Source organism: Streptomyces barringtoniae (assembly GCF_020819595.1).
GTDB lineage: Bacteria > Actinomycetota > Actinomycetes > Streptomycetales > Streptomycetaceae > Streptomyces > Streptomyces barringtoniae.
This window is the reverse complement of record NZ_JAJHNP010000008.1, coordinates 56,112-70,093: the sequence shown is the minus strand read 5'-3', so window position 1 is coordinate 70,093 and position 13,982 is coordinate 56,112. Positions and strand designations below refer to the sequence as shown.

The window sequence follows — 13,982 nt, the reverse complement described above, 5'->3', positions numbered from 1 at the left end:
ACCGGACGGTCGGGCCGGTGAGCGAAAGGACGGCCGCCCGGACACCCGGCGTGCGGCGTCTCGTGTCCGGTTCCGGTGGGACGCGCACGGCACGCGGGCCGGCGGACCATGGTCGGGACTGGGGCTCCGGCCCGATTCCGGCGGGCCGGAGCCCCGTTTCGTGCGGCGGGTCGTGGGCTACTTCCCGCCGTTCCCGCCGTCGCCGCCCCAGCCGTCCCAGCCGTCCCAGCCGTCCCAGCCGTCGAAGTGGTGGATCACGCGGAAGCTGGCCACCACGCCGTCCTTGATGTGGATGCCGTCGACGTGCCGCACGTGCACGCCGTCCGAGGAGCTGTGGGGTCCGACGGTGGCGATGGGGGCACCGTTGTCGCAGACCACCCCCCGGAAGACCTCGACGGTGTTGTGGCTGTCGTTGCGGATGTTCAGGCTCCGGGCACCCAGACCGCTGACCACGGTGACGCAGTCGCCCGGCTCGGCGGAGTACGACCGCTCGTTGATCTGGATCCGGCCCCAATCCCAGCCCCGGCGGCCGCCCTCGCGGCCGTCGTTGCCCTTGCCCGGCCCGGCTTCGCCGCCGAGGGGTGCCGCGGCGGCGAGGGCCGGGGCCGACTGGGATGCCGGGGCGGAGGCCGCCGAGGCGTAGGTGATGCCGCTCGCGGCCAGGGCGGCGGCGGACGCGACACCAGCAGTGACCACGGTGGAACGGGGGAGCTTCATATCGCTTCTCCTGTCTCCGGTTTCCGGGATACCGGCCCTTCAGCCGGCTCGTGAGTAAAAGTACCCAGACCAGTCATATAGGTCATATAGGAAGACAGGCTTTGGGGGCTGATAGAGGTATTTTTCGTGCCATGCGCAGCCCCTCAAGGGCGCCGACGACCCATCAAATAGCCATGAATAAAAGAAGATTGACCGACTATTAGCCCTTTCGGCTTATCTTCTGACGCCTGCTCACTTCCGTCGTGTCGCGGCGTGGCGCACCGCGTCACAGCGTGTCGCCGCGGCGGCGGGGGCGGGTCGTGTTAGAGGGGGCGTCGCCCTCGACCGCTGCCGGCTGCCGAGCGTGCGAGCACGCCGCGAAGGGTGAAGGGCCGTTCGCTTCCGAAGAGTTGAGGAATTCCGCCCGGAACGACGAGACGGGGTGCCCCGGGCCGGGGCACCCCATCGATATGGGCGTCGTACGGGTCAGATGCCGGCGGCCGCCGACAGGTCCCGCTTGATCGAGGTGAGAAGTTCCGTCGCGCGGGCGCGGGCGGCCGGAAGGGCCGCGTGGTCCGCGACCGGCACGACGACCTCCAGGTAGCACTTCAGCTTCGGCTCGGTGCCGCTCGGGCGGACGATCACACGGGCGCCGTCGAGGGTGTAGCGCAGGCCGTCCGTGGGCGGCAGCTTCTCCGTGCCCCGGGTGAGGTCCTCGGCGCGGACGACGGCCAGGCCCGCCAGTCCGGTCGGCGGCTGTTCGCGCAGGCGGCGCATCGCGTCCGCGATGAGCGAGAGGTCCTGCACCCGGACCGACAGCTGGTCGGTGGCGTGCAGGCCGTGCTCCACGGCCAGGTCGTCCAGCAGGTCGAGGAGGGTCCGGCCCTCCTCCTTGAGCTGCGAGGCCAGCTCGGTGACGAGCAGGGCCGCCGTGATGCCGTCCTTGTCGCGCACGCCCTCCGGGTCGACGCAGTAGCCGAGGGCCTCCTCGTAGCCGTAGCGCAGGCCGTCCACGCGGGCGATCCACTTGAAGCCGGTCAGCGTCTCCTCGTGGGGCAGGCCCGCCTTCTCGGCGATCCGGCCGAGGAGGGAGGAGGAGACGATCGACTCGGCGAAGGTGCCCCTCGCGCCGCGCCGGACCAGGTGGGCGGCGAGCAGGGCGCCGACCTCGTCGCCCCGCAGCATGCGCCAGTCGGCGCCGTCCCTGACGGCCACGGCGCAGCGGTCGGCGTCGGGGTCGTTGGCGATGACCAGGTCCGGGTCGGTGGCGCGGGCCCGGGCGAAGGCCAGGTCCATCGCGCCCGGCTCCTCCGGGTTCGGGAAGGCGACCGTCGGGAAGTCCGGGTCGGGCTCGGCCTGTTCGGCGACCAGCACCGGCTCCGGGAAGCCGGCCCGGGCGAAGGCGGCCAGCAGGACGTCCTTGCCGACGCCGTGCATCGCCGTGTAGACCGTGCGGGCCGTGCGGGGGGAGCCCTCGGCCAGTACGGCGTCCGTACGGGCCAGATAGGCCTCCAGGACCGCGTCGTCCAGGATCTCCCAGCCGGCGTCCGGGCGGGATACGTCGTGCAGGGAGGCGATCGCGTCGATCTCGGCGGCGATGCCCGCGTCGGCGGGCGGCACGATCTGGGAGCCGTCGCCGAGGTAGACCTTGTAGCCGTTGTCCCGGGGCGGGTTGTGGCTGGCGGTGACCTCGACGCCCGCGACCGCGCCGAGATGCCGTATGGCGTACGCCAGGACCGGGGTGGGCAGCGGGCGGGGGAGCACGGCGGCGCGCAGGCCTGCGCCGGTCATCACGGCGGCGGTGTCGCGCGCGAAGTCGGCGGACTTGTGGCGGGCGTCGTAGCCGATGACCACGAGTCCACCGGCGTGGCCGTCCTTCTTGAGGTACGCGGCGAGGCCGGCGGCTGCCCTGATGACGACGCTGCGGTTCATGCGCATGGGGCCCGCGCCGAGTTCGCCCCGCAGGCCGGCGGTACCGAACTGGAGCGTGCCGCTGAAGCGGGCGGACAGCTCCGCTGTGTCACCGGCGTCGATCAGCTCGGCCAGCTCTTCGCGAGTCTCCGTGTCCGGGTCCTCGGCGAGCCAGGCCTTGGCCTTGCTGATGAGATCGTCGTGCACCTTGGGATCAACCTCTCCGTGTTTGCCTGGTCCACCGGGGGCTCCGCCCCCGGACCCCCGTTTCCCACCCGTCCACCCGCAGCCGTCGGCCCGGAAGCAGGCGGACGGGCTCGGCGGCGTCTACAGCTTGCCCAGCAGCCGGCCCAGCAGTTCGCCCATGCGTGCCGCCGAGTCGCGGCCCGCCTGGAGGACCTCCTCGTGGTTGAGGGGCTCGCCCGTCATGCCGGCCGCCAGGTTGGTGACCAGGGAGATGCCCAGCACCTCGGCGCCCGCCTCACGGGCGGCGATGGCCTCCAGGACCGTGGACATGCCGACCAGGTCCGCGCCGATGACGCGGGCCATGCGGATCTCGGCCGGGGTCTCGTAGTGCGGGCCGGGGAACTGCGCGTAGACGCCCTCCTCCAGGGAGGGGTCGATCTCCTTGCACAGGGCGCGCAGGCGGGGGGAGTACAGGTCGGTCAGGTCGACGAAGTTGGCGCCGACGATGGGGGACGTCGCCGTCAGGTTGATGTGGTCGCTGATCAGGACCGGCTGGCCGGGGCGCATGCCCTCGCGCAGGCCGCCGCAGCCGTTGGTGAGGACCACCGTCTTGCAGCCGGCGGCCACGGCCGTGCGGACGCCGTGGGCGACGGCGGCGACGCCGCGGCCCTCGTAGTAGTGGGTGCGGCCCAGGAAGACCAGGGCGCGCTTGTCACCGATGGAGTACGAGCGGATCTTGCCGCCGTGCCCCTCGACGGCCGGCGGCGGGAAGCCGGGCAGCTCGGTGACCTGGAACTCGGCGTCGGGTGCGCCCAGGGCGTCGACGGCCGGAGCCCAGCCGGAGCCCATCACGAGGGCGACGTCGTGGGTCTCGGCGCCGGTCAGTTCGCGCAGGCGTGCGGCGGCGGCGTCGGCGGCGGCGTACGGGTCGCCCTGGATGTCGTCCGGAAGAAGAGATGCGTTCACGTGGACGAGGGTAGCCGCTTCTCGCCTACGCGCGTAGATGACAGACGTCACGGGATGGCGATCGTTGTCTTGTCGTTTCCGACGAAAGCTGCGGCAGAACGGACAGCAGGGGCAGAAGGGTCAGCAGGGACGCTTGCGGAGTTCCATCACATAGTCGTGGGGCGCCCCGGCGGACTCCGCCGCGTCGGCGATCTCGCCCAGGTAGCGGGCGGAGGGCAGGCCGCCCTCGTAGGCGTTGAGGACGTACGTCCACGCCGCCTCCTCGCCGTCCAGGGTGTGCACGCGCACCCGTACCCGGCGGTAGACGTCGTCGCCGACGCCCTCCCACCGGTCGAGGGACTCCTCGTCCGGGGGTGCGATGTCGTACAGCCCGACGAAGACCTGCGCGAGCGGGTCCTCGACGATCGTCGCGAGCGCGCCCTCCCAGCCCAGGTGCTCGCCGCCGAACGTCAGCCGCCAGCCGTTCAGCCAGCCCGTGGCGCGCAGCGGGGAGTGCGGGGCGCGGAAGGACATCAGGCGCGCGTCGAGGTTGCCGGCGTACGCGGCATAGAGCGACATGGGGAGAGGGTACGGCAGGGAAAGACGCGTCACTCGCGCCCCGTACGACACTCGTGTGCGCCCCCGGGCAGTAGCACCTTGAAGCGTGCGGGACAATGGAGTACGTGACTCGGATCGTGATCATCGGTGGCGGACCCGGCGGATACGAGGCGGCCCTGGTAGCCGCCCAGCTCGGTGCGGAGGTGACCGTCGCCGACTGCGACGGTCTGGGCGGAGCGTCGGTGCTGACCGACTGCGTGCCGTCGAAGACGCTCATCGCTACGGCCGAGGTGATGACCACCTTCGACTCGTCGTACGAGGAGCTCGGGATCATCGTCGCCGACGACACCCCGCCGCTGGAGCAGGCGGCCCGGGTGGTCGGCGTGGACCTGGGGAAGGTCAACCGCCGGGTGAAGCGGCTGGCGCTCGCCCAGTCCCACGACATCACCGCCTCCGTCACCCGCGCCGGCGCCCGGGTCATGCGCGGGCGCGGCCGGCTGGAGGGCATGCAGGCCCTCGACGGGTCCCGGAAGGTCGTCGTCACCGCCGCCGACGGCACCGAGGAGACCCTCACCGCCGACGCCGTCCTCATCGCCACCGGCGGTCACCCGCGCGAGCTGCCCGACGCCCAGCCCGACGGCGAGCGCATCCTGAACTGGACCCAGGTCTACGACCTCACCGAGCTGCCGGAAGAGCTGATCGTGGTCGGCTCCGGTGTGACCGGCGCCGAGTTCGCCGGTGCCTATCAGGCGCTGGGGTCCAAGGTCACCCTGGTCTCCTCCCGGGACCGCGTGCTGCCGGGCGAGGACCCGGACGCCGCCGCCGTGCTGGAGGACGTCTTCCGGCGCCGTGGCATGAACGTCATGGCCCGCTCCCGTGCCGCCTCCGCCAAGCGGGTCGGGGACCGGGTGGAGGTCACGCTGGCCGACGGGCGCGTCATCGGCGGCACGCACTGCCTGATGGCCGTCGGCGCCATCCCGAACAGCGCGGGGCTCGGTCTGGAGGGGGCGGGCGTCAAGCTCCGCGACTCCGGTCACATCTGGACCGACAAGGTGTCGCGGACGACCGCTCCCGGCGTGTACGCGGCCGGTGACGTGACCGGAGTGTTCGCGCTCGCCTCCGTCGCCGCCATGCAGGGACGTATCGCCATGTACCACTTCCTCGGCGACGCGGTGGCCCCGCTGAACCTGAAGACTGTGTCGTCCAACGTCTTCACCGACCCCGAGATCGCGACCGTCGGCTACACGCAGGCGGACGTGGACGCGGGCAAGATCGACGCCCGGGTGGTGAAGCTGCCGCTGCTGCGCAACCCGCGCGCGAAGATGCAGGGCATCCGGGACGGCTTCGTGAAGATCTTCTGCCGGCCGGGTACGGGCATCGTCGTCGGCGGTGTGGTCGTGGCACCGCGCGCCTCGGAACTGATCCACCCCATCTCGATCGCCGTCGACAACAATCTGACGGTCGAACAGATCGCGAACGCGTTCACGGTGTATCCCTCCCTTTCGGGGTCGATCGCGGAGGTGGCCCGCCAGCTCCACACCCGCAAGGCCGGCGTGGAGGCCTGACGGCCGGTTCCGGCTTCCCGCTGGTCACGGGGAGTTGCCGCGTTTGCGTACGGCATAGTCGGGGCGGATAGGTCCTATACCACTTCCCGCCCTGCCATGCGAACAACTTCTGTTATTCGGCGCAAACTGCTGAAACCAGACGGTCGCTGGGGTTACTGTCAGTTTCGTGTTCGCTGCTGAACGTCGCCAATTGATCCTCGAAATGGTGCGAGCGAACGGTGCCGTGTCGCTCCGTGAGCTCGCCCGCGTCGTCCAGACCTCCGAAGTGACCGTACGGCGGGACGTGCGGGCACTGGAGGCAGAAGGACTCCTCGACCGCCGGCACGGCGGTGCGGTACTACCGGGCGGGTTTACGCGAGAGTCCGGCTTTCCGCAGAAGTCCCATCTCGCGACCGCCGAGAAGACGGCCATCGCCGACCTCGCGGCGGGCCTCGTCGAAGAGGGCGAGGCCATCGTGGTCGGTGCCGGTACGACCACGCAGGAGCTGGCCCGCCGGCTCGCGCGGGTGCCCGGGCTGACCGTCGTCACCAACTCGTTGCTGGTCGCCCAGGCGTTGGCCCACGCCAACCGGGTGGAGGTCGTGATGACCGGCGGCACCCTGCGCGGCTCCAACTACGCCCTCGTCGGCTCCGGCGCCGAACAGTCCCTGCAGGGGCTGAGAGTGTCCAAGGCCTTCCTCTCCGGGAGCGGGCTCACCGCCGAACGCGGGCTGTCCACCTCCAACATGCTCTCGGCGTCCGTCGACCGGGCCCTCGTCCAGGCAGCCGCGGAGGTCGTGGTCCTCGCCGACCACACCAAGCTCGGCACGGACACGATGTTCCAGACCGTGCCGACCGACCTCATCACCCGCCTGGTCACCGACGAGCCTCCCGTCCACGACGACCGCGCCGCCACCGAGTTGCAGGCCCTTGCCGACCAGGGGGTGCAGATCGCCGTGGCGGGGGCGAACGGAGCACCTCCGGGGGGTGAGCAGGCCCCGGCGCGGCGCGCATCCCTGCCGGGGCCTAGGCGGGGGGTCCCTGGAGGTGGGTTGCGTGGAATGCTGGGCGACCAGCCGGCAGGGGCCGAGCGGGGGCGCGTCGCCGATCTGCGGCGGCGGTGACGGTGCCCGTTCGCCGTAGGGGCTTGAGTAGCCGGGCGGGTGCGGATGTGTCGTGGCCTGTCGCGCCCACGCGGCGGAGCCGCATGTCGACACAGCCCCGCGCCCCTTGGGCCGGCTGCCCTTCGGTCGGCTACCTGGCTCAGGTCTGTGTGGGAGGCTCGGGTGGCCGGGCTCGATAGGAGGCGAAGGCCGCTCTGGCCGCCGGGGCGTAGCGGCGGCGGGACATTCGGGTCACCAGTTGCCACATGGTGCGCTCGTCCTCCAGGTCGGCCGGCAGGACCAGGCCGAACGCCTCGGCCAGGGGCTTGCGGCCCAGGTTGACCAGGGCGCGCACCGCCGCCGCCCACTCGTCGGTGGCGGCCACCGCCGCCCGGTACCAGACGGGGATCAGGGCGGTCAGTACGACGGCCGTGACGACCAGCACCGGGCGGTCGGCCCGGCCGGACGCCAGCGCGGCGCACGCCGAACCGGCCACCGCCGCATGGCCGTACAGCAGGGCCACGAAGAAGTCGACGTTGGTGCGGGCCGTGTCGTTCTGTCTGCGGGTCCACTCGGGGGCGGCACTGGTGAGCTCGTTCCACAGGACCTGGGTGTCGAGCCGGTAGCGGTCGTGGCCGTACTCCTCGAAGCGGCGGACGGCGTTGCCGAGCCGGGTCGGGGCGATCTGCTCGTCGCCCACCGGATACCGGCTCAGCTTCTCGGTGAGCAGGGCCCGCCGGATGGGTGAGGTGCCGGAGGTGGCCGTCAGCCGGTCGGCGATGCGCCGGCGCCGGGCCCGCTGCACCCGGCAGCCACGCTCGTACGCCACGGCCGGCCACAGCGCGTACCCCTCCAGGAAGCGGTAGAGGGGCGTCTGGAGCGCGTTGAGGACCAGGCCGAGCAGGACGGCCGCGATCAGGAGCAGCAGGGCGGTATGGCCTCCCGTCGCCGGCCAGTGCCCGGCCAGGAGCGCGGGGCGGCGCAGGCTGGGCGCGACCGCGAACAGGAACACGGCCAGATTCAGCGCGGTCGGCAGGATCCAGCCGACGAGCAGCGTCCAGCCGCCGCCGAGGGCGCCCTTGGCGATGTCTCCCACGGGCTACGACTCCTCCCCCTCCCGCGCCCAGTCGTCGTCGGGGTCGAGGACGGGGCCGGGGGAGGTGTGGCCCACGACCGTGCCCTCGACGGCGTCCTCCCGCCCGGCCAACTGACTGATCCTGTCCACGAGTTCGTGCAGATCGGTCTGGCGGGAGGTGAGGACGACGCTCGTGCGCCCGGAGGGTGCGTCGACTGTGACGGTGATGGTGGCGGCGGTCCGGCCGGACAGGTTCAGCCAGTCGATCAGGGACCGTGCGAACCGGGCCGCCGCGAGGGCGTCGCCCCTGACCCGGACGTCCACGCTGTCCGGGGCGTTCGCCGGCAGTTCGGACCACGCCCCTGCCGGCGCGTCCTGCCGCAACCACCGGAGCAGCCCGTCGACGCGGTCGGTACCGGTGCTGGTGACGGTGAAGACGTAGTCCACGCGGCCAGCTTAGGGCCCGGGAAAGCAGTTGGCCCCCGGCAGGCGCCGGAGGCCAACTCACTGACGTGGTGCCGGACTTCAGTCCTTGATCTCGCAGATCGCCGCGCCCGAGGTGACGGACGCGCCGACCTCCGCGCTCAGGCCCTTGATGGTGCCCGCCTTGTGCGCGTTCAGCGGCTGTTCCATCTTCATGGCCTCCAGGACGACGACCAGGTCGCCTTCCTTGACCTCCTGGCCCTCCTCGACCGCGACCTTGACGATCGTGCCCTGCATCGGGGAGGCGAGGGTGTCTCCGGAGGCGACGGGGCCGGACTTCTTGGCCGCGCGGCGCTTGGGCTTGGCGCCGGCCGCGAGGCCGGTGCGGGCCAGGGACATGCCGAGGGAGGCCGGGAGGGAGACCTCCAGGCGCTTGCCGCCGACCTCGACGACGACCGTCTCGCGGCCCGTCTCCTCCTCCGCCTCGACGTCGGCGGGGGCGGCGAACGGCTTGATCTCGTTGACGAACTCGGTCTCGATCCAGCGGGTGTGGACCGTGAACGGTGCGTCCGAGCCGGTCAGTTCGGGGGCGAACGCCGGGTCCCTGACCACCGTGCGGTGGAAGGGGATCGCGGTGGCCATGCCCTCGACCTGGAACTCGTCCAGGGCGCGGGCGGCGCGCTCCAGGGCCTCCTTGCGGGTACGGCCCGTGACGATCAGCTTGGCGAGCAGGGAGTCCCAGGCCGGGCCGATCACGCTGCCCGACTCCACGCCGGCGTCCAGGCGGACACCGGGGCCCGACGGCGCGTCGAACCTCGTCACCGTGCCGGGGGCGGGCAGGAAGTTGCGGCCGGGGTCCTCGCCGTTGATGCGGAACTCGAAGGAGTGGCCGCGCAGCGCCGGGTCGTCGTAGCCGAGTTCCTCGCCGTCGGCGATGCGGAACATCTCGCGCACCAGGTCGATGCCGGCGACCTCCTCGGTCACCGGGTGCTCGACCTGCAGGCGGGTGTTGACCTCCAGGAAGGAGATCGTGCCGTCCTGGCCGACCAGGAACTCACAGGTGCCGGCGCCGACGTAGCCGGCCTCCTTCAGGATGGCCTTGGAGGCGCGGTACAGCTCGGCGACCTGCTCCTCGGACAGGAACGGCGCCGGGGCCTCCTCGACCAGCTTCTGGTGACGGCGCTGCAGCGAGCAGTCACGCGTCGATACGACGACCACGTTGCCGTGCTTGTCCGCCAGGCACTGCGTCTCCACGTGCCGCGGGCGGTCCAGGTAGCGCTCCACGAAGCACTCGCCGCGACCGAAGGCGGCGACCGCCTCGCGCACGGCCGACTCGTACAGCTCGGGGACCTCTTCGAGGGTGCGGGCGACCTTCAGGCCGCGGCCGCCACCGCCGAAGGCGGCCTTGATCGCGATGGGCAGGCCGTGCTGCTCGGCGAAGGCCACGACCTCCTCGGCACCGGAGACCGGGTCGGGGGTGCCGGCCACCAGCGGGGCGCCGGCGCGCTGGGCGATGTGGCGGGCGGCCACCTTGTCGCCGAGGTCGCGGATGGCCTGCGGCGGCGGGCCGATCCAGATCAGTCCCGCGTCCAGCACCGCCTGGGCGAATTCGGCGTTCTCCGAGAGGAAGCCGTAACCCGGATGGACGGCATCCGCGCCGGACTCCCGCGCGGCGTTCAGGACCTTCTGGATGTCCAGGTAGCTGCCGGCCGGGGTGTCACCGCCCAGGGCGAACGCCTCATCCGCGGCGCGGACATGCAGAGCGTCCCGGTCCGGGTCGGCGTAGACGGCCACGCTCGCGATCCCGGCGTCCCGGCAGGCCCGGGCCACGCGGACAGCGATTTCGCCACGGTTGGCGATGAGCACCTTGCGCACGATTGAGGCTCCCTCCTTGAAACAAGCCGAGTTTAGGGACTGCCGACACGGCACTTCGACCCATCCCCGATGGTGAGCTTGCCCACACGGAGCGTGATTCGAGGCGCGCTCGACCCGCGAAAAGCCTTGTCGCACCTCGGTACGCAGGGCTCCTCCCGGAAACCCTAGCCCCGTCGTGTGGTCAAGGTCTCTGTGAGGGCGTGCTGCGGCCCACTCTGTTTCTTTGTCGAGTCCCTACGAATGGCCCAATGATTCTTTGCTGCTGCGCGAACCCTTGTCCCGGGGTTTACCCGTTAGTAGCGTTCATGACGACTCGAACGTACCTGGGGTAACAGCGGCATGGCTTGAGAGTGGGTGGGGACCGGTGGTGCGCAGACCGGTGGCATGGGTCGTGGCGGTCGTCCTTCTGGCGGAGGCGTTCTTCGTCGCGGCGCTGAACTGGTTCCTCGGCGTGGTCGTCGACCGGCAGCAGATGTCCCTGGCCGGCCTCGATCCGAACGTGATGTCGACGTCCTCGAAGATCGGCGGCCTCGTCTTCGGCCTCTACTTCGCGCTGTGCGCGCTGGTGGCCGTCCTGGTCGCGATACGCGACCGGGCCCCCGCGGGCTTCGGCCGCGTCCTGCTGATCAGCGCGGCGGTCGTGCACGGCCTGCTGGGCGCCTTCGCCTGGGGCCTGGTCGGCTGGACGGCGTTCCTGTTCATGGTGGTGGTGCTCGGCCTCGTCGTCCTGCTCCTGATGACGTACGACCGCGAGGGCGGCCCGCAGCCGGCCGCCCCGGGCGACGGGGCGGGGGCGGACGGGGGCCCGGAAGCCGCGACCGAGCCGGCCGGGATCCCGGCCGGAGCGGCCGTACCCGCCCCCCGTACGGACGAGCCGCAGGACGGGGACGGCGGGGACGACGAGCCGCAGGACGCCGTGCCCGCCCAGGTCACTCGGCCGGCGACCACAACTCCGTGATGCCGACGCCCAGTTCCGCCAGCAGCTTGCGCACCAGGGGCAGGCTGATGCCGATCACGTTGCCGTGGTCGCCGTCGATGCCCTCGATGAACGGCGCCGAACGGCCGTCCAGGGTGAAGGCCCCGGCGACGTAGAGGGGTTCGCCGGAGGCCACGTACGCCGCGATCTCCTCGTCGCTCGGTTCGCCGAAGCGGACCACGGTGGAGGCGGTGCCGGAGACGTACCGCTTGGCGGTCGTGTCCCAGATGCAGTGGCCCGTCTGGAGGGTCCCGGCGCGCCCGCGCATCGCCTTCCAGCGGGCGGTCGCCTCTTCGGCGTCGGCGGGCTTGCCGAGGGCGTGCCCGTCCAGCTCCAGCACCGAGTCGCAGCCGATCACCAGGGCGCCCTGCACCTCCGGCTTCGCCGCCACGACCGAGGCCTTCGCCTCGGCCAGGGCGAGCGCCAGCTCCGCCGGGGTGGGGGCGGTGAGGGCGTCTTCGTCGACGCCGCTCACGATCACCTCGGGATCGAGGCCGGCCTGCCGCAGGAGGCCCAGGCGGGCGGGGGACCGGGAGGCGAGGATCAGGCGGCGGCGTGGCTTGGCAGTCATGCCGTCAGGTTAGCCCCGTCGCCGCGCTAGCTCAGGCCGATCACGACCATGGCCAGGATCATGGCCAGGGCCATGAGGAAGCCGAGCCGCCGAAGCATGTCCTGCGCGTCGCGCAGCTCCTTCGGCGGCTCGTTCTCGGGGTCTGACCACAGCACTCGTCCAGCGTGCGGCCGGGTGGCGGCCGGACGCCTGAGTACTGCTACTCAAGTTGGGGCGTCGCGCCTCAGCCCGGCCAGTACGTGCGGGTCCAGGACGCCGGGCCCGGCTTGGGCAGGTGGGCGCCCGCGATCCTGCCCGGGTCGGACCACGCGTCCCTCGGGCCCTTCGCGCCGGGCGGCGTTGCCGCTGCCGCCGCGGCGCGGGCGCGGACCACCGCCAGGGCGGCGGCCAGCTCCTCCGGGGTCGGGTTGCCCCGTACGACTCTGATCGTCACAGCGGCTCCTTACAGGGGGATGTTGCCGTGCTTCTTCGGAGGCAGGGATTCCCGCTTCGTGCGCAGCTGACGCAGGCCGCGGACGATGTGGGCGCGGGTGTCGGACGGCATGATCACCGCGTCGACGTAGCCGCGCTCGGCCGCGATGTAGGGGTTGAGGAGGGTGTCCTCGTACTCCTGGATCAGCCGCGCCCGCGTGGCCTCGCCGTTTCCGGAGGACTCCGCCTCGGCGATGGTGCGGCGGTGCAGGATGTTGACCGCGCCCTGGGCGCCCATGACGGCGATCTGGGCGGTCGGCCAGGCCAGGTTGAGGTCGGCGCCCAGGTGCTTGGAGCCCATGACGTCGTAGGCGCCGCCGAAGGCCTTGCGGGTGATGACCGTGATGAGCGGGACGGTGGCCTCGGCGTAGGCGTAGATCAGCTTGGCGCCGCGCCGGATGATGCCGGTGTGCTCCTGGTCGACGCCCGGCAGGAAGCCGGGGACATCCACGAAGGTCAGCACCGGGACGTTGAACGCGTCGCAGGTGCGCACGAACCGGGCGGCCTTCTCGGAGGCGTCGATGTCCAGGCAGCCGGCGAACTGCATGGGCTGGTTGGCGACGATGCCGACGGGGTAGCCCTCGACACGCCCGAAGCCGGTGACCATGTTCGGCGCGAACAGCGCCTGGGTCTCGAAGAACTCGCCGTCGTCCAGGACGTGTTCGACCACCGTGCGGATGTCGTACGGCTGGTTCGCGCTGTCCGGGACGACGGTGTCCAGCTCGCGGTCCTCGTCGGTGACGGTGAGGTCCGCCTCCTCCGGGAAGACCGGGGCCTCGCTGAGGTTGTTGGACGGCAGGTACGACAGCAGCTGCTTGATGTACTCGATGGCGTCCTTCTCGTCGCCCGCCATGTGGTGGGCCACACCGGAGACGGCGTTGTGGGTGCGGGCGCCGCCGAGCTCCTCGAAACCGACGTCCTCGCCGGTGACGGTCTTGATGACGTCGGGGCCGGTGATGAACATGTGCGAGGTCTGGTCGACCATGACCGTGAAGTCGGTGATGGCCGGGGAGTACACCGCGCCGCCCGCGCAGGGCCCGACGACCAGCGAGATCTGCGGGATGACGCCGCTGGCGTGGGTGTTGCGGCGGAAGATCTCGCCGTAGGCGCCCAGGGAGGCGACGCCCTCCTGGATCCGTGCCCCGCCGGAGTCGTTGATGCCGATGACCGGGCAGCCGGTCTTCAGCGCGAAGTCCATCACCTTGACGATCTTCTGGCCGTAGACCTCGCCGAGGGCGCCGCCGAAGACGGTGAAGTCCTGGGAGAAGACGGCGACGGGACGGCCGTCGACGGTGCCGTACCCGGTGACGACACCGTCCCCGTACGGCCGGTTCTTCTCCAGGCCGAAGTTCGTGGACCGGTGCCGGGCGAACTCGTCGAGCTCGACGAAGGAGTCCTCGTCGAGCAGCAGCTCGATCCGCTCACGGGCCGTCAGCTTGCCCTTGGCGTGCTGCTTTTCGACGGCGCGTTCCGAGCCGGCGTGCGTCGCCTCGTCGATGCGGCGCTGGAGATCCGCGAGCTTGCCCGCGGTGGTGTGGATATCGATCCCTTGAGTCTCGTGGATCTCTTGACGCTCTTCCGGCTCGGACATCGGGATGCGGCTCCCTGCCTGCTCAAAAGGGGGGACGGTTACTCATCCGTAGAGTAGT

The 13,982-nt window shown here is 71.4% G+C and carries 14 protein-coding genes; 3 read left to right on the top strand and 11 right to left on the bottom strand.

The window, feature by feature from the left end; translation table 11 throughout:
* Nucleotides 1-177: 177 nt before the first annotated feature.
* The 4 genes from LMU33_RS15940 to LMU33_RS15925 all read right to left on the bottom strand — a co-directional run bounded on the left by LMU33_RS15940 (nt 178) and on the right by LMU33_RS15925 (nt 4,317).
* On the bottom strand, nt 178-717 hold the full coding sequence (locus LMU33_RS15940; RefSeq protein WP_228621048.1) for a hypothetical protein: 540 nt from the start codon (nt 715-717) through the stop codon (nt 178-180).
* A 465-nt stretch (nt 718-1,182) separates the two neighbouring features.
* Nucleotides 1,183-2,814 carry a phospho-sugar mutase gene (locus LMU33_RS15935; protein ID WP_228621047.1) on the bottom strand — a complete coding sequence of 544 codons (1,632 nt, stop codon included), beginning with the start codon at nt 2,812-2,814 and terminating at the stop codon, nt 1,183-1,185.
* Between the two features lie 120 nt (nt 2,815-2,934).
* Entirely contained in the window at nt 2,935-3,759 is an 825-nt protein-coding gene (locus tag LMU33_RS15930) for a purine-nucleoside phosphorylase (protein WP_228621046.1), read from the bottom strand.
* A gap of 120 nt (nt 3,760-3,879) precedes the next feature.
* Complete coding sequence (locus LMU33_RS15925; RefSeq protein WP_228621045.1) at nt 3,880-4,317, bottom strand: gamma-glutamylcyclotransferase family protein; 438 nt, start codon at nt 4,315-4,317, stop codon at nt 3,880-3,882.
* 95 nt (nt 4,318-4,412) lie between these two features.
* On the opposite strand from LMU33_RS15925, the gene LMU33_RS15920 reads away from it, so the two are divergent.
* Nucleotides 4,413-5,861: an NAD(P)H-quinone dehydrogenase gene (locus LMU33_RS15920; RefSeq protein WP_228621044.1), complete on the top strand. Its 1,449-nt coding sequence runs from the start codon at nt 4,413-4,415 to the stop codon at nt 5,859-5,861.
* Nucleotides 5,862-6,027: 166 nt separating this feature from the next.
* Nucleotides 6,028-6,963, top strand: coding sequence for a DeoR/GlpR family DNA-binding transcription regulator (locus LMU33_RS15915; RefSeq protein ID WP_228621043.1), 936 nt, complete (start codon nt 6,028-6,030; stop codon nt 6,961-6,963).
* Between the two features lie 139 nt (nt 6,964-7,102).
* Here the strand turns inward: LMU33_RS15915 and LMU33_RS15910 are convergent, their stop codons facing one another.
* From LMU33_RS15910 to LMU33_RS15900, 3 genes are all read right to left on the bottom strand, one after another.
* Nucleotides 7,103-8,038, bottom strand: coding sequence for a hypothetical protein (locus LMU33_RS15910; protein ID WP_228621042.1), 936 nt, complete (start codon nt 8,036-8,038; stop codon nt 7,103-7,105).
* A gap of 3 nt (nt 8,039-8,041) precedes the next feature.
* The gene (locus LMU33_RS15905) at nt 8,042-8,464 is read right to left on the bottom strand and encodes a hypothetical protein (RefSeq protein ID WP_228621041.1); all 423 of its coding nucleotides are present in this window, start codon (nt 8,462-8,464) and stop codon (nt 8,042-8,044) included.
* Nucleotides 8,465-8,542: 78 nt separating this feature from the next.
* The gene (locus LMU33_RS15900; RefSeq protein ID WP_228621040.1) at nt 8,543-10,315 is read right to left on the bottom strand and encodes an acetyl/propionyl/methylcrotonyl-CoA carboxylase subunit alpha; all 1,773 of its coding nucleotides are present in this window, start codon (nt 10,313-10,315) and stop codon (nt 8,543-8,545) included.
* Between the two features lie 379 nt (nt 10,316-10,694).
* On the opposite strand from LMU33_RS15900, the gene LMU33_RS15895 reads away from it, so the two are divergent.
* On the top strand, nt 10,695-11,273 hold the full coding sequence (locus LMU33_RS15895; RefSeq protein ID WP_372477971.1) for a hypothetical protein: 579 nt from the start codon (nt 10,695-10,697) through the stop codon (nt 11,271-11,273).
* Here the strand turns inward: LMU33_RS15895 and LMU33_RS15890 are convergent.
* The 4 genes from LMU33_RS15890 to LMU33_RS15880 all read right to left on the bottom strand — a co-directional run bounded on the left by LMU33_RS15890 (nt 11,245) and on the right by LMU33_RS15880 (nt 13,924).
* On the bottom strand, nt 11,245-11,862 hold the full coding sequence (locus LMU33_RS15890) for a Maf family protein (RefSeq protein WP_228621038.1): 618 nt from the start codon (nt 11,860-11,862) through the stop codon (nt 11,245-11,247). The two genes, LMU33_RS15895 and LMU33_RS15890, sit on opposite strands and share 29 nt — an antisense overlap.
* 26 nt (nt 11,863-11,888) lie before the next feature.
* Nucleotides 11,889-12,017 (bottom strand): morphogenic membrane protein MmpB, encoded by a 129-nt coding sequence (gene mmpB / locus LMU33_RS41400; protein WP_283844159.1) that lies wholly within the window; start codon nt 12,015-12,017, stop codon nt 11,889-11,891.
* Between the two features lie 68 nt (nt 12,018-12,085).
* A complete protein-coding gene (locus LMU33_RS15885) occupies nt 12,086-12,295 on the bottom strand; it encodes an acyl-CoA carboxylase epsilon subunit (RefSeq protein WP_228621037.1) in 210 nt (69 codons plus the stop codon).
* 9 nt (nt 12,296-12,304) lie between these two features.
* Nucleotides 12,305-13,924, bottom strand: a complete 1,620-nt coding sequence (locus tag LMU33_RS15880; RefSeq protein WP_228621036.1) for an acyl-CoA carboxylase subunit beta — start codon at nt 13,922-13,924, stop codon at nt 12,305-12,307.
* Nucleotides 13,925-13,982 lie beyond the last annotated feature (58 nt).

Coding starts and splice junctions, on each gene's coding strand:
- LMU33_RS15940 (WP_228621048.1), bottom strand. CDS start 717: ATGAAGCTCCCCCGTTCCACCGTGGTCACTGCTGGTGTCGCGTCCGCC.
- LMU33_RS15925 (WP_228621045.1), bottom strand. CDS start 4,317: ATGTCGCTCTATGCCGCGTACGCCGGCAACCTCGACGCGCGCCTGATG.
- LMU33_RS15890 (WP_228621038.1), bottom strand. CDS start 11,862: ATGACTGCCAAGCCACGCCGCCGCCTGATCCTCGCCTCCCGGTCCCCC.
- LMU33_RS15920 (WP_228621044.1), top strand. CDS start 4,413: ATGGAGTACGTGACTCGGATCGTGATCATCGGTGGCGGACCCGGCGGA.
- LMU33_RS15880 (WP_228621036.1), bottom strand. CDS start 13,924: ATGTCCGAGCCGGAAGAGCGTCAAGAGATCCACGAGACTCAAGGGATC.